The organism is Cryobacterium sp. SO1 (assembly GCF_004210215.2).
GTDB lineage: Bacteria > Actinomycetota > Actinomycetes > Actinomycetales > Microbacteriaceae > Cryobacterium.
Genome location: NZ_CP067394.1, coordinates 3,559,668 through 3,586,330, shown reverse-complemented (window position 1 = coordinate 3,586,330; position 26,663 = coordinate 3,559,668). Strand labels below are relative to the sequence as shown.

General features: G+C 69.5%; 21 protein-coding genes. 12 read left to right on the top strand and 9 right to left on the bottom strand.

Annotation, left to right across the window (positions count from 1 at the left end):
• Positions 1 to 19: 19 nt before the first annotated feature.
• The 3 genes from BJQ95_RS17080 to BJQ95_RS17070 form a co-directional block, all read right to left on the bottom strand.
• The gene (locus tag BJQ95_RS17080) at positions 20 to 625 is read right to left on the bottom strand and encodes a PadR family transcriptional regulator (RefSeq protein WP_130177633.1); all 606 of its coding nucleotides are present in this window, start codon (positions 623 to 625) and stop codon (positions 20 to 22) included.
• On the bottom strand, positions 622 to 1,491 hold the full coding sequence (locus BJQ95_RS17075) for a DUF4097 family beta strand repeat-containing protein (protein WP_130177632.1): 870 nt from the start codon (positions 1,489 to 1,491) through the stop codon (positions 622 to 624). The genes BJQ95_RS17080 and BJQ95_RS17075 overlap by 4 nt, the downstream gene beginning before the upstream one ends.
• A 121-nt stretch (positions 1,492 to 1,612) precedes the next feature.
• A complete protein-coding gene (locus tag BJQ95_RS17070; protein WP_205750109.1) occupies positions 1,613 to 2,452 on the bottom strand; it encodes a CPBP family intramembrane glutamic endopeptidase in 840 nt (279 codons plus the stop codon).
• Between the two features lie 79 nt (positions 2,453 to 2,531).
• Here BJQ95_RS17070 and BJQ95_RS17065 point away from each other — a divergent pair, with 79 nt between their 5' ends.
• Positions 2,532 to 3,734, top strand: a complete 1,203-nt coding sequence (locus tag BJQ95_RS17065; protein ID WP_130177631.1) for a M20/M25/M40 family metallo-hydrolase — start codon at positions 2,532 to 2,534, stop codon at positions 3,732 to 3,734.
• A gap of 86 nt (positions 3,735 to 3,820) precedes the next feature.
• Here the strand turns inward: BJQ95_RS17065 and BJQ95_RS17060 are convergent, their stop codons facing one another.
• Positions 3,821 to 4,435 carry a YitT family protein gene (locus BJQ95_RS17060; RefSeq protein WP_130178146.1) on the bottom strand — a complete coding sequence of 205 codons (615 nt, stop codon included), beginning with the start codon at positions 4,433 to 4,435 and terminating at the stop codon, positions 3,821 to 3,823.
• Positions 4,436 to 4,498: 63 nt separating this feature from the next.
• Between BJQ95_RS17060 and BJQ95_RS17055 the strand changes: the two genes are divergently transcribed.
• On the top strand, positions 4,499 to 5,950 hold the full coding sequence (locus BJQ95_RS17055; RefSeq protein ID WP_130178147.1) for a PLP-dependent aminotransferase family protein: 1,452 nt from the start codon (positions 4,499 to 4,501) through the stop codon (positions 5,948 to 5,950).
• Positions 5,951 to 6,027: 77 nt separating this feature from the next.
• Positions 6,028 to 9,249 carry an efflux RND transporter permease subunit gene (locus BJQ95_RS17050; protein WP_130178148.1) on the top strand — a complete coding sequence of 1,074 codons (3,222 nt, stop codon included), beginning with the start codon at positions 6,028 to 6,030 and terminating at the stop codon, positions 9,247 to 9,249.
• Position 9,250: 1 nt separating this feature from the next.
• On the opposite strand, the gene BJQ95_RS17045 is transcribed toward BJQ95_RS17050, so the two are convergent.
• From BJQ95_RS17045 to BJQ95_RS17035, 3 genes are all read right to left on the bottom strand, one after another.
• Positions 9,251 to 11,011, bottom strand: a complete 1,761-nt coding sequence (locus BJQ95_RS17045; RefSeq protein WP_256041441.1) for a M23 family metallopeptidase — start codon at positions 11,009 to 11,011, stop codon at positions 9,251 to 9,253.
• Between the two features lie 199 nt (positions 11,012 to 11,210).
• The gene (locus tag BJQ95_RS17040) at positions 11,211 to 12,368 is read right to left on the bottom strand and encodes an alpha/beta hydrolase (RefSeq protein WP_130177245.1); all 1,158 of its coding nucleotides are present in this window, start codon (positions 12,366 to 12,368) and stop codon (positions 11,211 to 11,213) included.
• A 151-nt stretch (positions 12,369 to 12,519) separates the two neighbouring features.
• On the bottom strand, positions 12,520 to 13,620 hold the full coding sequence (locus BJQ95_RS17035) for an aromatic acid exporter family protein (RefSeq protein ID WP_130177244.1): 1,101 nt from the start codon (positions 13,618 to 13,620) through the stop codon (positions 12,520 to 12,522).
• A gap of 141 nt (positions 13,621 to 13,761) precedes the next feature.
• Here BJQ95_RS17035 and BJQ95_RS17030 point away from each other — a divergent pair, with 141 nt between their 5' ends.
• On the top strand, positions 13,762 to 14,523 hold the full coding sequence (locus BJQ95_RS17030) for an SDR family oxidoreductase (RefSeq protein WP_130177243.1): 762 nt from the start codon (positions 13,762 to 13,764) through the stop codon (positions 14,521 to 14,523).
• Between the two features lie 52 nt (positions 14,524 to 14,575).
• Here the strand turns inward: BJQ95_RS17030 and BJQ95_RS17025 are convergent, their stop codons facing one another.
• A complete protein-coding gene (locus tag BJQ95_RS17025; protein ID WP_130177242.1) occupies positions 14,576 to 15,049 on the bottom strand; it encodes a GNAT family N-acetyltransferase in 474 nt (157 codons plus the stop codon).
• A 256-nt stretch (positions 15,050 to 15,305) separates the two neighbouring features.
• On the opposite strand from BJQ95_RS17025, the gene BJQ95_RS17020 reads away from it, so the two are divergent.
• A complete protein-coding gene (locus BJQ95_RS17020) occupies positions 15,306 to 17,528 on the top strand; it encodes a DEAD/DEAH box helicase (RefSeq protein ID WP_130177241.1) in 2,223 nt (740 codons plus the stop codon).
• Between the two features lie 143 nt (positions 17,529 to 17,671).
• On the opposite strand, the gene BJQ95_RS17015 is transcribed toward BJQ95_RS17020, so the two are convergent.
• Entirely contained in the window at positions 17,672 to 17,797 is a 126-nt protein-coding gene (locus BJQ95_RS17015) for a hypothetical protein (RefSeq protein ID WP_256041440.1), read from the bottom strand.
• Between the two features lie 96 nt (positions 17,798 to 17,893).
• On the opposite strand from BJQ95_RS17015, the gene BJQ95_RS17010 reads away from it, so the two are divergent.
• The 7 genes from BJQ95_RS17010 to BJQ95_RS16980 all read left to right on the top strand — a co-directional run bounded on the left by BJQ95_RS17010 (position 17,894) and on the right by BJQ95_RS16980 (position 26,652).
• Entirely contained in the window at positions 17,894 to 18,517 is a 624-nt protein-coding gene (locus BJQ95_RS17010) for a hypothetical protein (protein WP_130177240.1), read from the top strand.
• Between the two features lie 124 nt (positions 18,518 to 18,641).
• A complete protein-coding gene (locus BJQ95_RS17005; RefSeq protein WP_130177239.1) occupies positions 18,642 to 19,325 on the top strand; it encodes a YcnI family protein in 684 nt (227 codons plus the stop codon).
• Between the two features lie 8 nt (positions 19,326 to 19,333).
• Positions 19,334 to 19,978 (top strand): copper resistance CopC family protein, encoded by a 645-nt coding sequence (locus BJQ95_RS17000; protein ID WP_130177238.1) that lies wholly within the window; start codon positions 19,334 to 19,336, stop codon positions 19,976 to 19,978.
• Between the two features lie 242 nt (positions 19,979 to 20,220).
• Positions 20,221 to 22,275 carry a DNA helicase RecQ gene (gene recQ / locus BJQ95_RS16995; protein ID WP_256041439.1) on the top strand — a complete coding sequence of 685 codons (2,055 nt, stop codon included), beginning with the start codon at positions 20,221 to 20,223 and terminating at the stop codon, positions 22,273 to 22,275.
• Positions 22,276 to 22,583: 308 nt separating this feature from the next.
• Entirely contained in the window at positions 22,584 to 24,677 is a 2,094-nt protein-coding gene (locus BJQ95_RS16990) for an acyl-CoA dehydrogenase (protein ID WP_130178778.1), read from the top strand.
• A 188-nt stretch (positions 24,678 to 24,865) separates the two neighbouring features.
• The gene (locus BJQ95_RS16985; protein WP_130177266.1) at positions 24,866 to 25,828 is read left to right on the top strand and encodes an ABC transporter ATP-binding protein; all 963 of its coding nucleotides are present in this window, start codon (positions 24,866 to 24,868) and stop codon (positions 25,826 to 25,828) included.
• Positions 25,825 to 26,652, top strand: a complete 828-nt coding sequence (locus BJQ95_RS16980; RefSeq protein ID WP_130177267.1) for an ABC transporter permease subunit — start codon at positions 25,825 to 25,827, stop codon at positions 26,650 to 26,652. Before BJQ95_RS16985 ends, BJQ95_RS16980 begins: the two co-directional genes overlap by 4 nt.
• Positions 26,653 to 26,663 lie beyond the last annotated feature (11 nt).

The window sequence follows — 26,663 nt, the reverse complement described above, 5'->3', positions numbered from 1 at the left end:
CTCGCAGCCGGTGTGCAGGTTAGCTCGTGAGCGAGTCGCGGATGCTCGCGCGCACCAGATCCAGCTGGCGCCGCAACTCCGGCACGGTCTCACTCGGCATCGTCGAACGGTACGCCTGCGTCCGCAGGTCAGCGCGCATCTGCTGGCGGAACTCGTTGAGCACCATGTCGGCCTCCCGCAGCGCGAGGTTGGAATCGCCGGTCGGGCGCGCATCCGACGTGGACTTGGTCGGCTCTGGCGCCTTCTGCCGTGCGGCGGAGGCGAGGTCGGCCCGCAGGCTCTTCATGGCCTCCGTGACGCCAGTGCGCACCTCGTCGGCGAGTCGGCGAACCGAGTCGGTGACCTCGCTCTCGATGCTGGCCAAGTCGTCGGCGCGGGCGGCCAGTTCGGCGCGGCCGGCGTCGGTGATCTCGTAGACCGTCTTGCGGTCGCCCGCCGTCTTGGTCACCAGACCCTCCTCCTCGAGCTTGGCCAGCCGCGGGTAGATGGTGCCGGCGCTCGGACTGTAGGTGCCGCCGAAACGGTCGCTCAGAGCCTGGATCAGCTCGTAGCCGTGCCGGGGGCGCTCGGCCAGCAGGCTCAGCAGGTACAGGCGCAGGCTGCCGTGGGCGAAGATCGGGGTCATGACGACGCTCCGTCGCCCACGGTGTCGGTGCTGCCTGCGGTGCCCGCGTCGTTGACGCCGGCGCCCTGACGGCGCACCACCGAGATGTTGCCGGACACCGAGTTCGCCCGCAGGTCCAGCCAGGCGCCGTTGAGGTCGCCGGTGCTGCCGTCGTAGCCCTTGCCCAGGGTGCCGCGAATGGTCTGGTTGTCCAGCTGCAGCGTGCCGGAGACCGTGTTGATCTTGTAGCGAGTCGGCACGTCCGCGCCGATTCGCACGGTGAGGTTGCCGCTGACCAGGTTGGTGGAGATCTGGTCGGGGGTGCTGTCGATGTCGAGGAACACCGCGCTGGTGACGCCGTCGACGGTGAACCGGCCGATGTCCCCGCTCGCGGTGATGTCGCCGGAGACCGTGTGCGCCACGATGTTTCCGGTGTGATTGCGCACCGACATCTCGCCGTTCACGCCGTTGAGCTCGAGGTCGCCCACCAGGTCGTCGACGACCAGGTCGCCGGACACCGTGCTGAGCTTGGCGTCGTTGCGGAGCCCCGTGACGAGGGCGTCCGCGGTGACCACCCCGAACTTCATGGCCACATCGCGCGGCACGGTGACGCTCACCTCGGCCTTGGCGCTGCCGCGGAAAGAGGCGAACACGTCGATGAAGTTGTCCCAGCGCAGCTGGGGGTGGTCGATCTCGAGGGCGTCGTCGACGACCGAGATCTTGAGGTCCTTGCCGGAGACGCTGTGCACCTCGATGCGTGCGCCCGGTTCGTCACTGCCGATCACATCAACTTTTCCGCCGATCAGGCCCACTTTGAGCGAGCGGACCAGCTCGACGTCGATGATCTTGGTCTGCCCCGGGGCGACCAGCCATTTTTCTTGCGTCATAGTCTTCTCCTTCGCGATATATCGCGTTCAATAAATCTCAAGATATATCGCGTCTGAGCGGGCGGCAAGCCCCTCACGGCAAACCCGAAGGTAGCCGGATCCGCAACCGACGGTCGCCGGCTCAGTAGGGGAAGATTGCGAGCCAGTCGCGGTTGTGCGCGTGCACCAGTACGAGGAACACCACCAGGTCGAAGAGCAGGTGCACGCAGACCACGTAGGTGAGCGACTTCGTGATCGAGAAGGTATAGCCCTGCAGAAGGGCGAACGGGATCGTCAACAGCGGTCCCCAGCTGCGGTAGCCGAGTTCCCAGAGGAACGAGACGAAGATCACCATCTGCAAGAGGTTCGCCGTCCAGAACGAGAAATGCCGTCTGAACAGGGCGAAGACCGTGCAGATGAAGAACAGTTCGTCCCAGATCCCCACAAACCCCACGCCCACGAAGAGGCGGCCGAGTTCATCGGGGGCGCTGATGCTCGGCCAGTTCAGGTAGGCGCCCGAGCGGATGAAATAGCTCGGCAGGATGAGGTACCCCAGCAGCAGCACGCCCACCAGGTACCAGCGCTCCAGGGTCGTCCAGCGTTGCCCGGTTTTGATCGGAAACCACACCTGCCGGTCCCCGAACGCCCGCCGCGAGATGACGTACGGCACCGCGACGGATGCCGACAGCACCACCCCCATCAACACCATGTTGGGGTAGCTGATGTTCGCCTCCACCGAGATGGTGCTGATGATCAGGAGCCCCACCGCGATGAGGAGGAGGTCACGAAACAGGGCCCGGTCCACCAGCCAGGCGACGACCAGGGCCGCCGCGAGGGTCGCGTATCCCGGCACCGGTAGCCGCACCGCGAACAGGAGCACCGCGGAGGCCGACACCAGCACGGCCGCCAACAGACGCAGCGGCGCGGGTGCGGATGCCCGCCCGCGCGTCGCCGGAGCATCTATGGCGGCTTCGTCTCCCATCGTGCAATTCTCGCCGAAATCGTCGTCAGGGTAAATGGCAACCCTGCCGGGCGGGGCCATCCGGCAGTAGGTTCGGGGAATGGTGAACCCCACGAACCGCGCGGATGCCCTCCGGCATGGCAGTCTCGAGCCCGCCGACAACGGTCACCTCGATCCCGTCGCGCTGGCCGCCCGCCTCGTCTCGATCGATTCGACCAATCCCGACCTGGTCCCCGGCGGCGCCGGCGAGGCCGAGATCGCCGCCTGGTGCGCCCAGTGGCTGGCCGCCCGCGGCTTCCAGGTGCACCGGCTGGAGGAGAGGGCCGGTCGGCCGTCCATCGTCGGCATCAAGCGCGGCACAGGCACTGGCGGTTCCCTGATGCTCAATGCCCACCTCGATACCGTCGGCGTCGCGGGCTATGAGGGTGATCCGTTCTCGGGCGAGCGGCACTCCGGCCGGCTGCACGGTCGCGGTGCGTTCGACACCAAGGCCGGCCTGGCCGCCGTGTTGGTCGCCGCGCACCGGGCCACCCTCACCCCGCTGGCCGGGGACGTGCTCGTGACGCTCGTCGCCGACGAGGAATTCGGCAGCCTCGGCACCGAGGAGGTGTTGCGCCGGTTCAGCGCCGACGCGGCGATCGTCGTGGAGCCCAGTGAGCTCAACCTCACGGTCTGCCATCGTGGTTTCGCCTGGTTCGAGCTCACCCTGCACGGCCGGGCGGCGCACGGATCGATGCCCGGCGAGGGCGTGGACGCCATCCGGCACGCCGGCCTGGTGCTGCACGGCCTCGACGAGCTGCGAACCGGCCTCGAGCAGAGACCCGCTCACCCGTTGCTCGGCCACGGCACTGTGCGGGTCGCCATGATCGCCGGCGGCACGGATGCGGCCACGGTCGCCCCGAGCGCCACCCTCACCATCGAGCGGCGCACCGTGCCCGGCGAGGCTCCGAAGCAGGTCGAAGCCGAGCTGCGCCACCTACTCGACCACCTGGCCGCGACGACCGCCGACTTCCGGTACGACCTCACCAGGCTCGTTGCCCGCGGCGCGTTCGAGGCCGACCCGACCTGGCCCATCGTGCGGCTGCTCGACGAGCAGGCCGAGCGGGTGCTCGGCCGCCCCGTGGTGCAACGCGGCGAGCCGTTCTGGACCGATGCCGGCCTGGTCCGAGAGGCGGGCATCCCGTGCCTGCTCTTCGGCGTCGACGGTTCCGGAGCGCACGCCCCGGTCGAATGGGCCACGGAGAGGTCGATCCATCAGCTCGCCGAGATTCTCGAAGACACCATCATCGCGTTCTGCGGCTGACGCCCCACGCCCCACACCCCACACCCCGCACCCCAGCAGCCCCCACCCCACCGCACCGCGCCCCCGCATCCCGATTTCGCGAGCCATCAAGCGGGATCGAGCGCGGGAGCGGCCGCGTGGGCGTGGCGCCGGTCCCGGGCGAACAGGGGCAGCGTCCACTGGCAGAGCGGCCCGACCAGCACGGCGAACAGCACGGTGCCCACCCCGACGTTGCCGCCGAGCACCCAGCCGGTCGCCAGAACCAGGCCCTCGATGCCGGTGCGCACGGCCCAGATCGGCCAGCCGGTGCGAGCGTGCAACCCGGTCATCAGGCCGTCGCGCGGGCCGGGTCCGAGCCCCGCGCCGATGTAGATGCCCGAGGCGACCGCCAGCAGCAACAGCCCGGCCACGAACAGCAGCACCCGCAGCCACAGGGCCAGGTCGGCGGGCACCAGCCACAGGCCCACATCCGCCGACGGGCCCACCAGCAGCGCGTTTAGAACGGTGCCGATGCCCAGCCTCTGCCTGAGCGGAATCCAGAGCAGCAGCACAATGCCGCTGATGATCGTGGTGATGACGCCGAAGCCCAGGTGCAGGTGCCCGTCGAGGCCCTGGGTCAGCACGTCCCACGGGGCCACCCCGATCGCGCCGCGCACGATCAGCGCAATACCGATTCCGTATAGGAAGAGGCCAATAGTGAGCTGAATCACACGTCGGGTCATGAGAGCCAATCCAATTGCATCCACGCCCTGTATTCAAGTAGCCAATTTACCTAGAGTGGCGTCATGTCCTCGAACCAGCTCAGCGCCCGCACCCTGGAGTCCATGCTGGGGGACTGGCGCACCGGGGGCAGCGCCTATCGCGCGCTGGCCGACCGCATCCGCCTGCTCACCCTCGACGGCCGCATCCCCACCGACAGCCGGCTGCCGGCCGAACGCGATCTCGGCACCAGGCTGGGCCTGAGCCGAACCACGGTCACCGCCGCCTACCGGCAGCTCCGCGAGTCCGGCTACCTGCACAGCGTGCAGGGCTCAGGCAGCGTCGCCCGGCTGCCCGGGGTGTCTGTCGCAGCGGATGCCGCGGCACCGGGCGGGGTGCTCGACCTGGGCCAGGCGGTGCTGCCGGCCTGGTCCGGCGTGGCCGAGGTGGCCGCGCTTGCCGCGGCGGACCTGCCCACGCACCTGACCGGCTCTGGCTTCGACCCGGTGGGGCTGCCCGAGTTGCGCGAGGCCATCGCCGACCGTTACCGGGCCAGGGGGCTGCCCACCGAGCCGAACCAGATCATGGTCACCGTGGGCGCCCAGCACGCCATCGCCCTGCTCGCCCGGGTGCTGGTCAACCGGGGCGACAGGGTGCTCGTCGAGACGCCCACCTACCCGCACGCCTACGAGGCCCTGCGGGCGGCCGGCGGTCGCCTGATGCCGGTGTCCGTCACGGCCGCGCTGCCCGGCGCCGACGCCGGCTGGGACGAACCCGCGTTGCTGCAGACGATCCAGCGCAGCAACCCGGTGCTCGGCTACCTGATGCCCGACTTCCAGAACCCCACCGGGCAGTCGATGCCAGTGGCCCAACGCGAACGGGTGCTGGCCGGCGCCGCCCGCCAGGGCACCGTGCTGATCAGCGACGAAACCATCGGCGAACTCGACATCGACCGGGCCGGTGAGTTTGGACCGTTCGCCGCGTCGGCCGATCCGGACCGGCCCGACCTCGCGGTCACCGTCGGGTCGGTCGGCAAGACGGTCTGGGGCGGCCTGCGGGTCGGCTGGATCCGGGCCGACCCCGGCCTGATCCGCAAACTGGCCGCGGCCCGCCTGGCCAACGACCTCGGCACGCCGGTGCTCGAACAGCTCATCGTCACCCGGCTGTTGCTGCAGCTGCCCGACATCCTCGAATCCCGCCGGGTGCTGCTGCGGGCGGGCCGGGACCGGCTCGTGTCCGGCCTCTCCGAACGGTTCCCCGACTGGCAGCTGCCGCGGGTGGACGGCGGCATCACCCTGTGGGTCAACCTGGGCCGGCCGGTCAGCTCGCAGCTGGCCCTCGCCGCCCGTGCCCAGGGGGTGTTGCTGCCGGCCGGTCCGCGGTTCGGCATCGACGGGGCGTTCGAGAGGTTCCTGCGCATCCCGTTCTGCTCCGGTCCGGCCGAGATGCCGCGTGCCCTCGACGCCCTCGCGCTGGCCTGGGAATCGTTGCTGCGTCATCCGCTGCCCGACACCGGCTACCTCGCCGACGTGGTGTGATCCGACTGTAATCGGACCGTCACATCCAGGGCCTAAGACCCCTCTGGTTGCAGGCGGTGTAATGGGATACTGATCGGGTGTATTTTCTCTCGGCCCTGAGCATGAAGAACCGGGCGCTCATTGCGCTCATCACCATCGTCGCGGCCGTTTTCGGCTCCCTCGCGCTGACCAGCCTCAAACAGGAGCTGATCCCCTCCCTGCAGCTGCCCACGCTGCTGATTTCCACGAGCTACCCCGGCGCCTCGCCCGAGGTGGTCAACGACGACGTGTCGACGCCGATCGAGACCGCGATCCAGGGCATCGAGGGGCTGGAGTCCACCTCCACGACCAGCAGCACGAACTCATCGCTGGTCAATGCCACGTTCACCTACGGCACCGACCTGGTCAAGGCCGAATCGAAGATCAGCCAGGCCGTCAACCGCATCACGAGCACGCTGCCCGCCGATCTCGACCCGCAGGTGATCAGCGGCAGCATCGACGACTTCCCGGTGCTGTCCCTGGCCGTGTCCGGCGGCGACGCCGACACCGTCGCCGACCAGCTCACCCGCAGTGTGCTCGGCGACATCCGTGACATCGACGGGGTGCGCGATGCCGCCCTGGTCGGCGACATCGGCCAACGGGTCACCATCACCCCGGATGCCGCGGCCCTGGCCGCGCGCGGCCTCAGCGCGAGCGCCATCCGGGACGCGATGCAGCAGAACGGGTCGCTCATCCCGGCCGGTTCCCTCACCGAGAACAACACGACACTCTCGGTGCAGGCCGGCACCAAGCTCGGCTCCGCCGAGGACATCGCCGCGCTGCCCCTGATCGGCGGCGGGGCTGCCGCGCCCGGCGCGGCCGCGCCCGTCTCGATCGGCGACGTCGCCGCCGTCGCGGTCGTCGACAACCCCGTCACGAGCATCTCCAGGGTCGCCGGCGAAACGGCCCTGACCATCTCGGTCACCAAGGTGCCGGCCGCGAACACGGTTGATGTCTCGTCGGCCGTGCGCGCCATCCTGCCCCAGCTCGAGGACGCCGTGCCCGGCACGACCATCACCGTGGTCTTCGACCAGGCCCCGTTCATCCAGGAATCCATCGACGCCCTCACCCAGGAGGGAATTCTCGGCCTGGTCTTCGCCGTCCTGGTGATCCTGGTCTTCCTGTTGTCGGTGCGCGCCACCCTGGTCACGGCGATCTCCATCCCCACCTCGGTGCTGATCACCTTCATCGGCCTGCAGGCGGTGGGCTACTCCCTCAACATCCTCACCCTCGGTGCGCTCACCATCGCGATCGGCCGGGTGGTCGACGACTCCATCGTGGTGATCGAGAACATCAAACGGCACCTGGTCTGGGGCGCTGACCGCGCCGAGACCATCGTGCGCGCGGTCCGCGAGGTCGCCGGGGCCATCACCGCGTCCACCATCACCACCGTCACGGTGTTCCTGCCGATCTCCTTCGTCGGCGGCTCCACGGGGGAGCTGTTCAGGCCGTTCGCGCTCACCGTCACCATCGCGCTGCTCGCGTCGCTGCTGGTCGCGCTCACGATCGTGCCGGTGCTGGCCTACTGGTTCCTGCGCGCGCCCCAACCCGCCGCCGTGCCCGTCGTCGCCGTGCCCGTCGTCGCCGTGCCCGTCGTCGCCGCGCCCGTCGTCACCGCCACAGCCCCCACCGCCACCGCACCGGCCACGACGACAGTCGCCGTTCCCGCCACCCGCAACCGGCACGCCGCGCCCGAAGCCGACGGCTTCGACGAACGTGACGCCAGGGAGCAGCCCAGCCGCCTGCAGAAGGGCTACCTGCCGGTCATCGGCTGGACCCTCAAGCATTACCTGGCCACCCTCCTCCTCGCCGCCCTGGTCCTGGTCGGCACCGTCGCCCTGTTGCCCTTCATGAAGGTCAACTTCCTCGGCTCCACAGGCCAGTCCACCTTCCGGGTCAGCCAAGAGCTCCCGGTCGGCACCAGCCTCGCCGCCCAGGACGCCGCGTCCACGGCGGTTGAAGACGCCGTGCGCGGCGTCGACGGGGTGAGCATCGTGCAGGTTTCCATCGGTGGCGGCAGCGCGCTCGCGGCCTTCGCCGGGGGAGGGTCGTCCTCGAGCACGGTCACCTATTCGGTCACCACCGACGACTCCGCGGATGCCGACGCGGTCCAGGTCGACGTGCGCGACAAGCTCGACGGCCTGGCCGACGCGGGTGAGATCACAGTGTCATCCGGCGGCGGCTTCGGCGGCTCCTCCGACATCGAAATCGACATCACGGCGGCGTCCGGCGCCGACCTGCAGACCGCATCTGACGACATCCTCGCCGCCGTCGGCGACCTCGACGCGCTCAGCCAGGTCAGCAGCAACCTCGCCGCGTCCCGCCCGTACGTGGCCGTGACCATCGACCGCACCCAGGCCGCGGCGGCCGGGCTCAGCGAACTGGCCCTCGGCACCCTGGTGTCGCAGGCGATGCAGCCGAGCACGATCGGCGGGGTCGTGATCAACGAGGCCACCCTGTCCGTGTACCTGCAGTCGGGCTCGTCGCCGGCCACCACGGCCGAGCTTGCGGCCCTGCAGATTCCCACCCTGGTCGGCCCGGTTCCGCTGGACACGCTGGCCACCGTGCAACAGGTGGACGGCCCGTCCACCCTCACCACCACCAAGGGGGTCCGCACGGCCACGATCTCGGCTACCCCCAACGGTGACGACCTCGGCACCGCGACCGCCCAGGTCAGCGCGGCCCTGGCCGACACCGACCTGCCCACCGGCGCCACCACAACCCTCGGCGGAGTGTCGGCCGACCAGAGCGACGCGTTCCAGCAGCTGGGAATCGCGATGCTCGTGGCCATCCTGATCGTCTACATCGTCATGGTCGCCACCTTCCGGTCGTTGCTGCAACCGCTCCTGCTTCTGGTGTCGGTTCCGTTCGCGGCGACGGGGGCGATCGCGCTGCAGGTGGTCACGGGCATCCCGCTCGGCGTCGCGTCGTTGATCGGTGTGCTGATGCTGATCGGCATCGTCGTCACCAACGCCATCGTGCTGGTCGACCTGGTCAACCAGTACCGTCGCCGGGGCCAGAGCGTCTACGACGCCCTCGTGCACGGGGCGTCACGCCGGCTGCGGCCGATCCTGATGACGGCGCTGGCCACCATCTTCGCCCTGCTGCCCATGGCGGTCGGGCTCACCGGACACGGCGGCTTCATTTCCCAACCGCTGGCGCTGGTGGTGATCGGCGGCCTGGTCTCCTCGACCGTGCTGACCCTGGTCGTGCTGCCGGTGTTGTACCTGGTGGTCGAGGGTGGCCGGGAGAACCGCCGGATGCGGCGTTCCGTGCGCTGACTCAGCCGCTGACCAGGCCGATGCCGATGTTGATCCCGCGGTCGGCGAAGAACGGTTGCGGGTCGATGGCGCTGCCGTCGACCCGCACTTCGATGTGCAGGTGGCAGCCGGTCGAGGCGCCGGTGCTGCCCACCGATGCGATCACCTCACCGGCCGTCACGCTCTGACCGGCAACCACGAGCGTGGCCCCGTCGACGATATGCGCGTACCCGGTGGTCACTCCGTCGCCGTGATCGATCAGCACCCAGTTACCGTAGGTGCCGAGCTGGCCCGTCTGGGCGACGACGCCGGCGCTGGCGGCATAGACCGGGGAGCCGCACTCGGTGGCGAGGTCGGTGCCGGAGTGGAACGGGAGAACGCCGGGTAACGGCAGCTCGGCCCGGGGGCCGAAGCCGTCGGTGAGGCTGCCCACGGCGGGAGTGGCCCACCCCGTCAGGCTCAGCCGAGCCCCGAGGGTGCCGGCCAGCAGGCTGGTCGCCTGGTTGGCGCGGCCCGCGGAGGCCTCGGCGGCGGTGGCCAGCGCCGCCTGCGCATCCAGGCTGGCCGTGCTGAAAGCCGTGGAGGCCTGGGCGAGCGACACCTCGGCAGCAGAGAGCGCGGCCTCCTTCTCAGCGAGGGGAAAGTCCACCGTGGCCGCCTCCGCGGTGCCGAGTTCGGCCTGCAAAGCCTGCGCCCGTTGGACGTCCCGATCGACGCGGCTGCGGATCTCGCCCAGGTCGCCGGTCAGGTCCGCGATCCGGTCGACGTTCCCCAGCCGGGAGAGCAGATCCCCTGAGCCTTCTTCGCTCAGCAAGGCATCCAGGGTCGCCGTTCCGGTACCGTTCTGCACAATCGTGCGCACCAGGGCGGCGAGCGCCCGGGTCGACAACTCCGCCTGCACGGCCGCTGCATCAGCCAGCACACGCACCTGCTCGAGCCGGGTGAAGGCGGCGGTCTGGTCGGCGAGCGTCGAGGCCAGCTCGAACCGGGCGGCGTCATAGGCCGCCTGGGCCCGATCGCGGCCGGTCTCGGCAGCCGCGAGGGCGGATGCTGCCCGGGCCGCGTCGAGGGACGGCGCCGCCACCTTGGCGTTCGGAGCCGCCGGACGCGCCTGCGCGCGAGGGCTCGCTTGAGTAACCGGGTTCCCCGGTGGCACGGTCTCGTTCTGTGGCGGTGTGGGCGGTGTGGGCGGTGTGGGCGGTGCAGGCGGTGCGGACGGGGTGGGCGGAGCGGTGGGAGGTGCCGCAGGGGGAGAAGCCGTGGGGGTGGCGGTGGGCTGACCGGGTGGCTCGGTGGGGGAGTTGGTCGGCGGCGGGGGTACGTCCGGAGCCGAGGGCACTTCCGGGATCGCCGGATCGGAGGGGGCGGGATCCGGAGTCTCGGGGTCGGGCGGCACCGGGGACGGCACTGGAGTGACGCCCGGATCCGACGGCCCGTCGGCCGGCGTCTCCAGAGGTGGAGAGGGGAGCGGAACGGGTGCTGAGGGTGTCGGGGTGCCGGTCGGCAGTGGCGTTGGCGTTGGCGTTGGCGTCGGAGTGGGAGTCGGAGTGGGAGTCGGCATTGGCGTCGGCGTGTCAGTGGGCGTCGGGGTGCCCGGTGACTCGATGGTGGTCGTGACGGCGGCCTGTGCCGACGCCGGGCCGAGACCGGACGACGAGCCGGCCGTGAGCACGGCGGCGCCGAGAACGAGCACGCTCCCGATGGCGGCCACTCTGACGACGGTTCGTCGCCGACGCGCGGGCACGATGCGCTGCGCGCTGCGACCGTGCGACGTCGTGGCCATGTACGTTTCGCAATCCAGAGCAGTCGGGAGCCGGTCGGCCTGCCGGCCCGCCGGCGAGTGGCGCCAGTATCGCACCGCCTCCCGCGGGCCGCAACGCGCACGGGCGCGCCTTGTTACAAGGAAATAGTGAGATTAGGAGGACGGGATTGGACACAGAGTCCCTGTATCCGACCGTTCTCCCCATAACCGTCCGTCCAACTCAGTCGCCGTCGAGATGCTCGTGCAGAAAGGCCGATACCTCGTCGCGCATGGCCGCGTCGAGGATGCCGATGGAGTGCAGGCCACCCGGCACGGTGACGAGCCGATTGACGATGCCGAGGTCGCTCAGATCGTCGGCGAAGCCGCTGGACTGGCTCAGCGGGATGAACTCTTCGGTGGACGACCCGATGAAAACGGGCGGGTCGGTGCGGTCCAGCGCCCGGACGGCGGACGCATCCCGTGCCGCGTCACAGTCCAGCAACGAGGCGCAGTCGAGGTAGTCGAGCACGATCTGTTCCAGGCCCGACGAACCGCCGGCTACGACGATGCCGTCGTAGCTCAGGTCCACGGGGCCTGAAAGCTCGGCGACCGCCGCCACCCGGCTGCCATCGGTCAGCGATCCGCTGCCGCGGGCGCCGAGCAGGGCGGCCAGGTTACCGCCGGCCGAGCCTCCGAACGCACCGATCCGATCGGCGTCGATGCCGTAGCGGTCGGCGTTGGCGCGCATCCATTCGACGGCCAGGCCCAGGTCTTCGATGGCCGCCGGAAAGCTCACGTCCGGCACCAGGCGGTAGTTCACCGAGTACGCCACGAATCCCTCGGATGCGAGCCATTGGCACACATTGCGCCAGTCAGTGTTGCCCTTGTCGCCCCTGGCCCAGCTGCCGCCGTGGATGGACAGCACGGCGGGGCGCCGCACGGTCTTGGTGGGCGTCTCGACTGGTGTTTCGGTTGTCGTTTCCGTTGCCGCTTCGGTGGTCGGGTCCGTGGGCGTGATCCCGGCGGGGACCTCGGCCGGCGCGGCAGCGGCATCCGCGGCATCAGCATCGGCGGCAACGCCGGCGCTGGCCGCCACCGCGTCTGCCGGCGGCGAGCAGACGTCCAGGGTGAGCTGGGTGCCGTCGGGCTGGGTGGCGTAGACCACGTCTTCGTCGATGACGGCGTCTCCGGGCGCGGTGAAGGTGCGGATGCCCACAATCGCGGTGGTGTCGACCTCACTCGCGGTTCCGCCGGCCTGGGCGGGGGCCACCGCGCGCAGGTTCCAGTGCAGGCCGCCGAGCAGGGCGGTGGCCACGACGGCCATTCCGCCGGCGTAAGCGACGAAGAGAAAGAGAAAGCGTCGGGAGCCTAGTCCGATGATGCGGCGACCGGTGCTCACTGATGCTCCTGAATGCGCTGGGTGCGGGTACTCCCGAGAATAGATCGGAGCCGCCCGGCCTGCTAATCCGCGGGCGCCGCGGAGCAGTCCGGGCGCGTCGCGCCTAGCGGTCCGACCCAGCCAGTCGGCCGGCACGCGGGACTTCGACCCGTCAGGCCGGAACGTCGCGGGTGATCCCCGGACTCAGGGCGGCGATCATCCGGGTGAGATCGAGGGCCGCCGCGCTGGCCGCGACAATGGCCTCCGCGCCCAGCTCCCGGTGGTCGTGGATCGCCAGGGTCACGGCCGCGGCGGCCTCCTCGGCCGCCGTCAGGGTGTCCAGGCTCGGTTCCCCGTCGTCCCATTCGCTCACCAGTGTGGCCATCGTCCGCACCGCGGCACTGAGCGGCGGCCGCAGCACGTCCGGCAGCTCAACCGGCACAGGTGTACCCCAGGCCGCCCCGGCCAGGACGTCGGTGAGGTCGCGCACATAAAAGGTGGTGTTTTCCAGCGCGGCGAGGTCGTCGTAGTCGGTGCTGAGGTCGTGCGGCCGGATGCGCGCCCGCGGGTTGACCCGGCGGCTCTCATCGGCCTCTGCCAGCGCGCGACGCACGGCGGTGCTGGTGCTCGCCAGGGTGGCGCCCTGCTTGGACCACTCGCTCTCCTCCGGCGGCCAGCTTCCGTCCAGCGCATCGGCGAGGGAACCCAGGTGCAACCCGAGCGCTTCGCGCAGCCTGGACAGCTCCTTCATTGCAGCGCTTACGCGCAGTGGCGGTGCGACCAGGAGGTTCACCGCGAGGCCCACCACGATGCCCAGGCTCATCTGCGAGACATAGCCGATCGAGTAGCCGTCGGCGTTCGGACCGCCCACGATCAGCACGAACAGGCCCGCGATCGGCACATATTCCCGTCCGGCGCCCAGCTGGCGGATGCCGCCGAACAGGATGCCGATTCCCACCACCAGTGACACCGTCAGCACGCTGGGTTCGCTGAAGATGATCACAGCGGCCGCCAGGCCGATGCCGATCACGAGCCCGGCGAGGATTTGCGCGGCATTCTTGATTGAGCCCATCAGGGTCGGGAAACTGGCCACGATAACCCCGAGCGGTGCGTAATAGGGGTAGTCGTCGGCAACGCCGGGCATCAGCGGGGCGAGCTTCCAGGCGATCGCCACCCCAATCGCCGTCTTCACCGCCTGCAACAAACGAGGGTGTGCGATGACGGCCTTCAGCAGTCCGCCGGTGGCACGCGGGGAGAGCTCATGAGTGCGCATCGACTGATTGTGCATGATCTCAGGCCATCCACCCAATCCGGATCGGCCCCGTCCGACCGCAGGTTTCGCGGCAGCGGGCATAGAATCGCGGCATCATCGGGGCCTTGCCCCGCCAGGGAGCGGTCAGAACAGGAGGCGAAAGTGAAGATCGCGATAGCCGGTGGAACCGGTACCGTCGGGCGGCACGTCACCGAGCTGGTCGGCCGGCGCGGCCACGAGAGCGTGGTCATTGCCCGGTCGAGAGGTTTCGACCTGCTGGCCGGGGCGGGCCTCGCCGGGGCGTTGGCCGGGGTCGACGCGGTCATCGACGTCGTCAGCATCGCCACCCTGTCCGCCGCCGCCTCTGCACGCTTTTTCGGAGCGACCTCGGCCAATCTGCTTCGCGCTGAGGCGAGTTCCGGGGTGCGGCACCACGTGTCGCTCTCGATCGTGAACGCCAGCCGGGTGTCGGCGGGCTACTACGCCGGCAAGACCGTCCAGGAGAACATCGTGACAGCAGGGTCAGTGCCGTGGACCGTGCTCCGGGCCACCCAGTTCCACGAGTTCGCGGCCCAGACCCTGCAGCACTCATCGCGTGCCGGACTGGCCGTGGTGCCCGTCATGAGAACCCAGCCCGTCGCGGCGCGGGAGGTGGCCGAGCGCCTGGTCGAGCTTGCGCTGGGGGCGCCGCGCGGTCACGTGCCCGATCTTTGTGGCCCGAGGGAGGAGAACCTCCTCGACATGGTGCGCGCCTACGTCAAGGCCAGCCGCGGCCGCACCCGCGTCGTCCAATTCCGGCTGCCAGGCCGGATGGGCGCGGCGATGCGGGACGGTTCCCTGCTGCCGTCGGTCAAGACCGAACGCGGTACCCAGTCCTTCGAACAGTGGCTCGACACGGACGTCCGGGCCACGCCCGCCGGCTGATGCGGCTGGTCCGCGACGGCGGTGCACTCCTTTTATCTGGAGGTCCTCCTGTCTAGAGGTCCTTGCCGAAGCACACGCTGAGCTCCTCGCCGACGTACTGGCCGAACTGCGGGATCTCGACGTAACCGTGCGCCCGGTAGAAGGCGAGGGCGGCCACGTGCAGCGGTCCGGTCTCCAGCACCAGACGACGGATGCCCCCGGCCGAGGCCGCCGACTCCGCCGCGTCGAGCAGCCGGCCTGCGACACCCTCGCCGCGGGCGTCCGGGTGCACGAACATCTGCTTGAGCTCGGCGGTAGCCGGGGCGGCATCGCCTGGGAAAAGCGGAACGACGGCCGCGGTCCCGACGGCTGCGCCGGCAGCCGTGCGTGCCACGAAGAACAGCACGCCGGGCGCCTCGAGCTCGTCAACGCTGAGCAGGAAGTTGCTCTCCGGCGGGTACAGGGCTGCGGCGAACTCGCCGCTTAGTGTGAGCAGGGCGTCGACCTCGCTCTGGCGGGGCGCTTCGAGGGTCACAGTCAGTGGCATGGATCGAGCCTAGGACACAGTGATCCGTGACTTTTGGGGCTCGATCAGGTAGCGTAGACAAGTCGGCTCTTGACACCGCGTGTTTTATTGTGTGCGCGGATGGGTTTGTAAGTCAGGATGGGCCGGTTTCCCAGTAATCCGCTGGTGAAAATCACTGTATGTGAACGGCCCCGGCCATAGACTGCCCGGGTTCTCAGGTTGCGTCGCTGTGCGACGCAGTACTGCCATGTACTCAACACAACCCAGAAATACTTCTATGCCTTCTAGCAAGAAGCCGGCCGTCGGCCGCGCAGCCAAGAACTTCGACCCGAGCTACTCCAAGGGCGGCCCCAAGGGCGCACCCAAGGGTGGCAGCAAGAGCCCCGGACACCGCGGATACCGCGCCGACGAGGGTGCCCCCAAGAAGCAGCGTTGGAACGCCGACGAGCGCGCCGCGCGCTCCGGTGAGCGCTCCTCCTCCTCCGACCGTCCCGCCTACGGCGACCGTCCGGCATACGGCAACCGCACCGAGCGTCCGGCCACCGGGCAGCGTTCAGAGCGTCCCGCCTACAACGACCGCGCCCCGCGCACGGATCGTCCGGCGTACAACAACGACCGTCCCGCCCGTGGCGGCGACCGTCCCTCCTACGGCGACCGTGCCCCGCGCACCGACCGTCCGGCGCACAACAACGACCGCAACGACCGTGGCGGCGACCGTCCCTCTTACGGCGACCGCGGCCAGCGGAACGAGCGTCCCTCCTACGGTGACCGTGCCCCGCGCACCGATCGTCCGGCCTACAACAACGACCGTCCGTCCTACGGTGACCGTGCCCCGCGCACCGATCGTCCGGCCTACAACAACGACCGTCCCGCCCGCGGCGGCGACCGCCCGTCCTACGGTGACCGTGCCCCGCGCACCGATCGTCCGGCGTACAACAACGACCGCCCGTCGTACGGTGACCGTGCCCCGCGCACCGACCGTCCGGCGTACAACAACGACCGTCCCGCCCGCACCGAGCGTCCGTCCTACGGCGACCGCCCGGCCCGCACCGAGCGTCCGTCCTACGGCGACCGCCCGGCCCGCACCGACCGTCCCGCGTACAACAACGACCGTCCGGCCCGCACCGACCGTCCCGCGTACAACAACGACCGTCCGGCCCGCGGCGAGCGTCCCGCGTACAGCAACGACCGAGCGGCCCGCAATGACCGTTCGAACGACGGTGGACACTCCAGCAACTTCTACCCCGACCGCGACTCCAAGCCCAAGTTCGCCGCCGGCGACGACGTGGTCCTCGAGCGCCTCGAGGCCATCGCCACGACCGCAGAGGATGTTGTCGGAGTGACGTTCGGCGACCTCGGCCTCGGTGGCAACATCGTGCGCGAGCTCGCCCTGCTGGGTGCCCCGTCCCCGTTCCCGATCCAGGCCGCGACCATCCCCGATGTACTCGCCGGCCGCGACGTGCTCGGCCGTGGCAAGACCGGTTCCGGCAAGACCATCGCGTTCGCCGCCCCCATGATCGAAAAGCTCATGGAGAACAACGGCGCCAAGGACCGCAAGATGGCCCGCAAGCCCCGCGCGCTGATCCTGGCCCCCACCCGCGAGCTGGCCCTGCAGATCGACCGCACAGTGCAGCCCATCGCCCGCAGCGTCGGCCTCTTCACCACCCAGATCTACGGCGGTGTTCCTCAGTACCGCCAGGTCAGCGCCCTCCAGCGCGGCGTGGACATCATCATCGGCACCGCCGGCCGTATCGAGGACCTCGTCGAGCAGGGTCGTCTCGACCTGTCCGAGGTCGTCATCACCGTCCTCGACGAGGCCGACTACATGTGCGACCTGGGCTTCCTCGAGCCCGTTCAGCGCATCCTGCGTCTCACCAAGAAGGGCGGCCAGCGTCTGCTGTTCTCGGCCACCCTCGACAAGGGTGTCGCCTCGCTGGTCAAGGAGTTCCTGACCAACCCGGCCGTGCACGAGGTCGCCGGTGAAGACCAGGCCTCCAGCACGATCGACCACAAGGTCCTCCTCATCGAGCACCGCGACAAGGCCTCCATCATCGGCCAGCTCGTCGACCGCCAAGGCAAGACGCTCATCTTCAGCCGCACCCGCGCCTACGCCGAGCAGCTCGCCGACCAGCTCGAAGACGCTGGCGTCAAGGCCACCAGCCTGCACGGCGACCTGAACCAGGCCCGTCGTACCCGCAACCTGCAGATGCTCACCAGCGGTCGCGTCAACGTCCTGGTCGCCACGGACGTCGCCGCCCGCGGCATCCACGTGGATGACATCGACCTGGTCATCCAGGCCGACATGCCCGACGAGTACAAGACCTACCTGCACCGCGCCGGCCGCACCGGCCGCGCCGGCAAGTCCGGTACCGTCGTCACGCTGATCCCCAAGCAGCGTCGTCGTCGCATGGAAGACCTGCTCGACCGGGCCGAGATCGAGTCCAGCTTCACCATGGCCACGCCGGGTGACGCGTCGATCAGCGCTCTGGCGAACCTGTAACACCCAGCACACCCAGCACACCCGGCAGGGCATCCGCTTAGGCGGGTGCCCTGCCGTGCGTTGACCAGCCCGCGAACCGTGAGAAAAGCACCTTAGACGGGCGCGTTTTGGGTGCAAAGCTCACAGTTCGCGTGATGCCCGGGCTAGTGGATGCTGCCGACGGCCTCGAGCACCCGGTCGGAGAACTCAGCCGACAGCGGAGCCGAACCGGCGCTCTCGGCGGCGGCCTGTCCGTCGGGACTGGCCAGATAGCCGAGGTAGGTCTCCATGGGTCCCCTTCAGCCCGACCCGGACTCCGTGTTCCCCGGGGCACAGCTGTATGCCTCGTCCTGATAGATTCGATGAACCGTAATAAAGGGAGAACCATGACCACACGCTGGGCGCGCTTTGCCCGTGGGTGGACCGTTGCGGCCTTCTCCACCTTCGTCGCTGCGCTCTCGCACACCGTCGGCGGCGGTGCCGTGCCCGGACTCCTGGCCGTGGTGGTCTCCCTGGCGTTCGCGGGCATCGTGTCGATAGCCCTTGCCGGTTGCAGCCTCTCCACCTGGCGACTCACGATTGCCGTGCTGGCCAGTCAGCTGATCTTCCACGGCCTGTTTTCCTTCGGCGGTTCGGGCGGCCGCCTGGCGGCCACCGATGCGACGATCACTCACGCGCACGCCGCCGGCCAATCCGTGCAGCTGATGCCGGCCGCCGGCTCGGCGGAAGCCATGAGCGCCGGCGACCACGGGCTGATGATGGCTCTCGCCCACATCCTCGCCGCAGTGGTGACCGTCGTCGCGCTGCGGTTCGGCGAGCGGGCGTTCTGGGGCCTGTTCACCACGGCGGCGGTTGCACTGACCGCACTCGTGAAGGTCATCGTTCTAACGCCGATCCCCAACATCCCCCGCAGCATCCCGGCGCTCTCCGCCTCCCTGCCGCCCCGTGATCTTCTCGTCCTGCTCAATCCCATGCGGCATCGTGGCCCGCCGGTGCAGCTCTTCGCCTGAGGTTTCCTCACGCCCGCCAGAAATGCACCCCCTATTTGTCGACCGCAGTGTCGAACCGGTTTCTGACTGCCGCGTTTCTGTGGGCGGCACCCGTTTCGGCCAGCCACGATCCCAAGGACTCACCATGAAGCTCTCCACACCCGTTTTCGCCGCCACCGCCCTTTTCGGTGCCAGCCTGCTCGCCCTGTCCGCACCGCTGGCCGCCAGCGCCCATGTCGACGTCGAACCGTCGTCGACCGCTGCCGGCTCCTACAGTCTGCTCACCTACTCCGTCGGCCACGGCTGCGACGGCTCCTCCACCACCGCCATCACCATCCACATTCCCGACACCATCACGAGCGTCAGCCCCACGGTCAACCCCGGCTGGGAGATCACCCCGTTGACCGACGGCCAGGTGACCTACACGGCCTCTACTCCGCTGCCCGACGGGCTGCGCACCACCTTCGTGCTCAGCCTGCAGATCCCCGCCGATGCCGCGGTCGGCGACACCCTGTCCTTCCCCGTGCTGCAAACCTGTGAGGTCGGCCAGACCGACTGGGCAGAGCCCGTCGTCGAGGGTGAGGCCGAACCGGACCACCCGGCACCGTCGCTCACCGTCACCGAGGCCAGCGCCGAATCCGGCCGCGACCACGGTGCCACGGAAGAGGATCACGTTGCCACGGAAGAGGTCGACGCCGACGCTGTCGCGGCCACTACGACCGCCGCGACCGATGACGTCCTCGCCCGGCTCCTCGGCATCGGCGGCCTCATCGTCGGCGCCGTCGGCCTCGTTGTGGCCGTCGCCGCCCGTCGCAAGAACGCGGCATAGGCATCCCGATGCCACACCTCAGCGACAGCCGCCGGACCGCCACGATACTGAGGCGTTCGGCGCTGGCCGGAGTCGCGCTTGTCGTCGCCACGCTGGGCGGGTCCGCCGTCCCGGCGTTCGCGCACAACTCCGTGGTGAGCACCTCGCCGGAGGCCGGTTCGGTCGTGACCGAACAGCCCGGGGTGGTCACCGTCACCACCAATGACAACCTGCTCGATCTCTCGGGAGAGGGCGCTGGCAGCGCCATGCAGGTCAGCGGGCCGACGGATGCGCCGCGCTATTACGGCGACGGCTGCGCGGCGGTGTCCGGACCGAACCTCCAGTCCGAGGTCGAGCTCGGCCGACCGGGGGAATACACGGTGGTGTGGCAGACGGTATCCACCGACGGGCACTCCATCTCCGACACCTTCACCTTCACCTGGCAGCCCGATGCCGCCCAGGTGCTCGACGAGGGGTCCGCGACGGCGCCGACGTGCGCAACAGCCGGCGCCGGCGACGCCCCGGCGCACACGGATGCGGCGTCCAACGCCGCTGACGCCGCCGGAACTGCCGTTAGTGGAACAGACCTGCTCTGGATCGGCGGCGCCCTCGTGGCGGTCCTCGCCGCGATCGGCGTCACCCTGCTCCTCCTGCGCAAACGCCCCACCGGCTGAAAGCACGCTACGACGGACCCCGTCGACAGTGGTTACTCCGCGAGTGCGGTGAAACGGTCACCTCAGCGCGCTGAGGCGGCCACAGCGCCGCTTTCGCGAGAGTTGCAGCCCGCGAAAGTGGCGCAACGGTTGCCTCGACGTAGCGAGGTGACCACAGAACCGCTTTCGCGGGACGGACGCTGCATCCATCCACAATGTCTGCTCAGCCCGACGGGGTCGGTGGGCGCGGGTAGAGTTGTCGGGTGAGTTGGAACGCCGAGATACCGTGGGATCCTGACGAGTTCGAGCCACCGGACGACTTCGATGCCCCACCGCCCCCGGACCCCTACGGTCAGGGCGGCTCCGCTCTGCCCGCCGCCCGGCAGGGCGCATCCGCCCCAGCCGGTGCCGGCCCGGTCGACTTCGGCGACTACGCCCCGCCCGCAGGCGGCGCCACGCTGCTCGCCCCGCCGCCGCCCAAGCGGGCGAGCGCCAAGTTCGACACCGCCGCCGAGGCCCTGCACACCGTCTTCGGATACGACTCCTTTCGCGGCGAGCAGGCGCAGATCATCGATCAGCTGGTCGGCGGCGGCGATGCCGTCGTGCTGATGCCCACCGGTGGCGGAAAGAGCCTCTGCTACCAGATCCCGTCGCTCGTGCGCGAGGGTACCGGCATCGTCATCTCCCCGCTGATCGCGCTCATGCAAGACCAGGTGGATGCGCTCACCCTCGTCGGCGTGCGCGCCGCGTTCCTCAACTCCAGCCAGGACTCCGCCGCCCGCAGCCAGGTCGAACGCGACTACCTCTCCGGCAACCTCGACCTGCTCTACGTCGCCCCGGAACGGCTGAGCAACGAGGCCACCAAACGGTTCCTCGACCGCGGCACCATCGCGCTGTTCGCCATCGACGAGGCGCACTGTGTGTCCCAGTGGGGGCACGACTTCCGCCCCGACTACCTCGCGCTGTCCGAGCTCGCCGACCGGTGGCCCGACGTGCCGCGCATCGCGCTCACCGCCACGGCCACCGACGCCACCCACAAGGAACTCACCGAGCGCCTGCAGATGGGGCAGGCGCAGCACTTCGTCGCCAGCTTCGACCGGCCCAACATCCAGTACCGCATCGTGGGCAAGAACGAACCGCGCAAGCAACTGCTCAGTTTCATCAAGGCCGAGCACCCCACCGACGCCGGCATCGTCTACGCGCTCAGTCGCAAGACCGTCGAGCAGACCGCGGAGTTCCTCCGCGCCAACGGCCTCAACGCCTACCCGTACCACGCGGGCCTCGACCAGGGTCTGCGCGCCCGCACCCAGTCCAGGTTCCTCCGCGAAGAGGGCGTCATCATCGTCGCCACCATCGCGTTCGGCATGGGCATCGACAAGCCGGATGTGCGCTTCGTCGCGCACATCGACCTGCCCAAGTCCGTCGAGGGCTACTACCAGGAGACCGGCCGCGCCGGCCGTGACGGGCTGCCGTCCACCGGATGGTTGGCCTACGGTCTGCAGGACGTCGTACAGCAGCGCCGCATGATCGACGAGTCTCCGGGCGACCTCGCCCATCGGCGCAAGATGAGCGCCCACCTGGACGCCATGCTCGCCCTCTGCGAGACCGTGCACTGCCGGCGGGTCAACCTGCTGCGCTACTTCGGCCAGCCCAGCGAACCGTGCGGCAACTGCGACACCTGCCTCACCCCGCCCGAGGCCTGGGACGGCACCGTGCCAGCCCAGAAACTGCTCTCCACGATCGTGCGCCTGCTGCGGGAGCGCAATCAGCGCTTCGGCGCCGGCCAGCTCATCGACATCCTGCGCGGCAAGACCACCCCGCGCACCACCCAGCACAACCACGACCAGCTGGCCACCTGGGGCATCGGCGCCGACCTCACCGACCAGCAGTGGCGCGGCGTCGTGCGGCAGCTGCTCGCCCAGGGCTTCATCGCCACCTCCGGGGAATACGGCACCCTGATCCTCACCGAGGCGGCCGCCGAGGTTCTCGCCGGCAACCGTGCCGTTCAGTTGCGCAGCGAACCCGACCGGCCGCTCAAGCGCACCCCGGCCACCCGCGCTGCCACCGCCAAGGCCGGACTCGCCGAGCTCAGCCCCGAGCAGGAGACCCTGTTCCAGGCCCTGCGCGCCTGGCGCAGCACCACCTCCCGAGAGCAAGGCGTTCCCGCCTATGTGGTCTTCGGCGATGCCACCCTGGTGGCCGTCGCGGCGGCGAAGCCGCGCTCGTTGGCCGACCTGGACGGTATCACCGGTGTCGGCGCCAAGAAGCTCGACGCCTACGGTGAGGCACTGCTCGAGGTCGTCGCCGCCAACGCCTGACGCGGCGTGCGTTTACGAGGAGATAGTGAGTTTTCTAGGACGCAATTCGCAAAATCGTCCTTGTAATCTCACTATTTCCTTTCTCGCAGCCTATCGACGTGAGGCCCCCGCGCGGGCTTTGGCCAAGCGGAGCGGTCTTTGTCGCCCCTCGTAGGTTCACGGGCCGCCTTCTTGTAGAAGAGCTACAGTCGCGAGGCACGCCGCCGCACCCGCCTTTGTAGCCCCGTCACGCACTATTTCCGCGCGGGAGCGGCTCGACCTAACGTGGTCGAACACTCCCCAGCCGCGCGTAGACGTAAGGACCAATGATGGTTGACACTGCCCAGCGCCCCACTCCCCGGCCCGCCGCGGTCGACACCGACACCGGGCCCGTCCGGGTCGCCGGCGATCCGGATGCCCCGCGCATCGACCTGCCCGCCCTCACCCGTACCCTGCTCGGCACTTGGGCCGACGTGCGCCTGAAGGCCCGCGAACTCACCGCCCGCCCCGACCTGCAGCGTATCGAGGGCCAGTCCATGGCCGACCACCGTCTGCGGGTCCTGGGGCAACTCAAGATCCTCGCCGACAACGGGCACGTGCACCGCGCCTTCCCGAGTTCGCTGGGCGGCTCCGACGACCACGGCGGCAACATCGCCGGCTTCGAGGAACTCGTCACGGCGGACCCGAGCCTGCAGATCAAGGCCGGTGTGCAGTGGGGCCTCTTCGGTGCCGCGGTGCTGCACCTGGGCACCACCGTGCACCACGAGAAGTGGCTGCCCGGCATCATGACGCTTGACGTGCCCGGTGTCTTCGCGATGACCGAGACCGGTCACGGGTCGGATGTCGCCGCCATCGGCACCACCGCGACCTACGACGTGGAGGCGGGCGACTTCGTCCTGCACACCCCGTTCCGGGCCGCCTGGAAGGACTACCTCGGCAACGCCGCCAACGATGGTATCGCCGCCGTGGTCTTCGCCCAGCTGATCAGCCTCGGCGTCAACCACGGCGTGCACGCCTTCTACGTGCCTCTTCGGGGCGAGACCGGCGCCTTCCTGCCCGGCATCGGCGGCGAGGACGACGGCCTCAAGGGCGGTCTGAACGGCATCGACAACGGTCGGCTGCACTTCGACCAGGTGCGCGTCCCGCGCACCAACCTCCTCAACCGGTACGGCGACGTCGCCGCTGACGGCAGCTACACCAGCCCGATCGGCAGCCCCGGCCGGCGCTTCTTCACCATGCTCGGCACCCTCGTGCAGGGCCGCGTCTCCCTCGACGGCGCCGCCACTCAGGCCTCCGCCCTGGCGCTGACCATCGCCATCCGTTACGGCAGCGAACGCCGCCAGTTCACGGCCGGCAGCGACACCGATGAAGAGGTCATCCTCGACTACCAGCGGCACCAGCGCCGCCTCATTCCCCGTTTGGCCACCGCCTACGCGCAGACCTTCGCGCACGACGAATTCCTGGTCAAGTTCGACCAGGTCTTCAGCGGCGCCGCGGCCACGGATGTCGACCGGCAAGACCTGGAGACCCTCGCAGCCGCCCTCAAACCGCTGTCCACCTGGAACGCCCTGGACACCCTCCAGGAGGCCAGAGAGGCCTGCGGCGGCGCCGGCTTCCTCGCCGAGAACCGGCTGGTCGGCCTCCGCGCCGACCTTGACGTGTACGCCACCTTCGAGGGCGACAACAACGTGCTGCTGCAACTCGTGGCCAAACGCCTGCTCACCGACTACAACCGCAAGTTCGCCGGCGCGGACGCGGGGGCGCTGGCGCGCTACGTCGTGCAGCAGACCGCCGGCCGGGCTTACCACGGCTCGGGCCTGCGACGCCTGGGCCAGTCGGTCGCCGACCTCGGCTCCACGGCGCGCAGCGTCGGAGCTCTGCGGGAGACCGGCACCCAGCGTGCCCTCCTGACCGACAGGGTCGAGACCATGATCGGCGGTATCGCCCAGTCGCTGCGGAACGCCCACAAGCTGCCCAAGAAGGAAGCGGCGGAGCTGTTCAACTCGCACCAGAACGAGTTGATCGAGGCGGCCCGCGCCCACGCCGAGCTGCTGCAGTGGGAGGCGTTCACCCGTGCGGTGGAAACCACCACTCACGTGGGCACCCGGCAGGTGCTCACTTGGCTGCGTGACCTGTTCGGGCTGCGGCTCATCGAGGAACACTCGGCCTGGTACCTGATCAACGGGCGGCTCTCCGGCAAACGGGCACTGGCGGTCACCGCGTACATCGACCGCATCATCGCCCGGCTGCGGCCGCACGCGCTCGACCTCGTCAACGCGTTCGGCTACGCCCCCGAACACCTGCGGGCGGCCATCGCCACCGGCGCCGAGCGCGAACGCCAGGTCGAGGCGCGCCAGTACTACCGCGACCAGCGAGCCGCCGGCACCACCCCCGTTCCCGAGAAGCCGGCCCGCCGCCCCTGACCCGTCCCGCCCCTGAGTGAGTGCACCCGCCCCCTTGGTTTTGGGGGCGGGTCGGGCGAGCGGATGAGGCCGGAAGCGGCAAGACCATCCGCTCGACGGATGCGGCGCCCAGCCGGTGCCCCTACTCTCGTCTGTGGGGGACGGTGCGGCATGCATCTTTTCCCGCAGACGATGGGAAGAGGAACCGGATGATTCAGGCACAGTCCCTGACCAAACGCTACGGAAGCAAGACCGCCGTCGACGCAGTCGACTTCACGGTGCAGCCCGGTCGGGTGACCGGGTTTCTGGGCCCGAACGGTGCAGGCAAGTCCACCACCATGCGCATGATCGTCGGCCTCGACCGGCCCAGCCACGGCTCGGTCACGGTCAATGGCAAGCAGTACCGCGAGCACAAGGCCCCCCTGCGTGAGGTCGGTGTGCTGCTCGACGCCAAGGCCATCCACACCGGCCGCAGCGCCTACAACCACCTGCTCGCCATGGCGGCCACCCACTCGATCCCGGCCAGCCGGGTGAAAGAGGTCATCGAGCTCACCGGGCTCGAATCCGTGGCCCGCAAACGCGTCGGCGGGTTCTCGCTCGGCATGGGCCAGCGCCTCGGCATCGCCGCGGCACTGCTCGGCGACCCGGCCACCCTGATCCTCGACGAACCCGTCAACGGACTCGACCCCGAGGGTGTGCAGTGGGTGCGCCAACTCGTGCGCCACCTGGCCTCGGAGGGCCGAACTGTCCTGCTCTCCTCGCACCTCATGAGCGAGATGGCCGTCACCGCTGACCACCTCATCGTGCTCGGCCGCGGCCGGGTCATCGCGGATGCCCCGGTCGCCGACCTCATCGGCGCCGCCACCCGCAAGGCCGTGCGGGTACGCACCCCGTACGCCCCGGAACTGGCCGCACTGTTCCCCGGCCCCGACGTCAGCGTGACCCGCTCCGAGAACGACCTGCTCGAGATTGTGGGCCTGTCCGCGGCCGAGATCGGCAATCAGGCAGCCCGCGCCGGCATCGCGTTGCACGAACTCACCCCCATCAGCGCTTCCCTCGAGGAGGCCTACATGGCCCTCACCCAGAACGACGTCGAATACCGCACAGGTGGTTCGGCCGATGACCCCGCCGCTGAGCACCGCACGGCCGACCTCCAGGAGAGTGTCCGATGACCACGACAGTGGCTCCAGCTGCACCATCCGCCGCCCCCACCTTCGTGGTGTCCGGCTCGCCCCTCAGCTTCGGCGGGCTGCTGCGCTCCGAATGGATAAAGCTGCGCACCGTGCGTTCGACAATCTGGTCGTACGCAACGGTCGTGGTCATCTCGCTGGGCCTGGCTTTGCTGATGTCGAGCACCCTCAACCTCGACGGCGTGCAGGTCTCCCCGTCCGAAGAGGCCAACTGGATCATCCAGGTGTCCACCTTCGGGATCCTCTTCGGCCAACTCGTGGTCGCCGTACTCGGTGTGCTCTCGATCAGCGGCGAGTACAGCACCGGCATGGTGCGGTCGAGCCTGACCGCTGTTCCCCGCCGGTTGCCCGTGCTGGCGGCCAAGGCCATCGTCCTGTTCGTCTGCACCTACGTCGTCGGACTCATCAGCGTCGTCGGCTCGTACCTGGTGGCGGCGCCGATCATGGCGGGCAAGGAAATTTCGGTCAGTCTGACCGATCCTGACCTGTTCCTGCCCCTGCTCAGCGCCGCGCTGTATCTCGCGCTGGTTGCGGTCTTCGCCCTCGGGCTCGGCACGATCCTGCGTAGCAGCGCGGGCGGTATCGCGGCGGCGCTCGGTGTGATCCTGCTCCTCCCCTCCGTGTTGACGCTCATCCCGGCGACCTGGGCGTTTGACCTGCTGCCCTACCTTCTGTCCAACGCCGGTACGGCGAGCTTCTCCCAGGGCGGCGAGCTGGAGCAGTGGCAGAGCATCCTCATCGTGCTCGGATGGGTGGCCGTCTCGCTGGCGGGTGCGGCGGTGCTCCTGAAGCGTCGGGACGCCTGAGTCCCTGCGGA